Raw genomic sequence first — 413 nt, forward strand, 5'->3', positions numbered from 1 at the left:
AAATGTTGCCAAGTACGCATTCGAGGTTTCACGGTACTGCAAGTTTTCGGCAAGCTTGAGATGACGCAGCATGTTTTTTTCGTTGTTAGTTTCGCGATACAGAGACGCAAGCTCCAAGTTCACCCGAAAGCGAAAACGTCCGTCACCAATAATCTGCGCAAGCTTTAAAGCCGCTTGATAAGATTTGATGGCTTCATCGTATTGGAACTGAGCTTTGTGTAGCTTTGCAATAGTTAGGACGCTAAGCACCTCATTAAACGCCATGCGGCGGTCTTTAAAATAACGATACGCCTGCTTCAGCACGGCTTCAGAGCGGTCATAGCCTTGAATTTTTACCAATGCATCACCGAGCTCTAGTGCTGCTCGTTCGACTAAGCCCTGCGAACCCGATGACTCCGCCGATTCCATCGAAG

Annotated in this window: 1 protein-coding gene; it reads right to left on the bottom strand. The window is 47.7% G+C overall.

Annotated features, from left to right (window positions below):
- Window positions 1-413 (bottom strand): hypothetical protein (locus FLV34_RS39815; protein WP_222709823.1); only part of this gene is annotated, 413 nt, incomplete at both ends.

Source organism: Microbispora sp. CSR-4 (genome assembly GCF_008033685.1).
Classification (GTDB): Bacteria; Actinomycetota; Actinomycetes; order Streptosporangiales; family Streptosporangiaceae; genus Microbispora.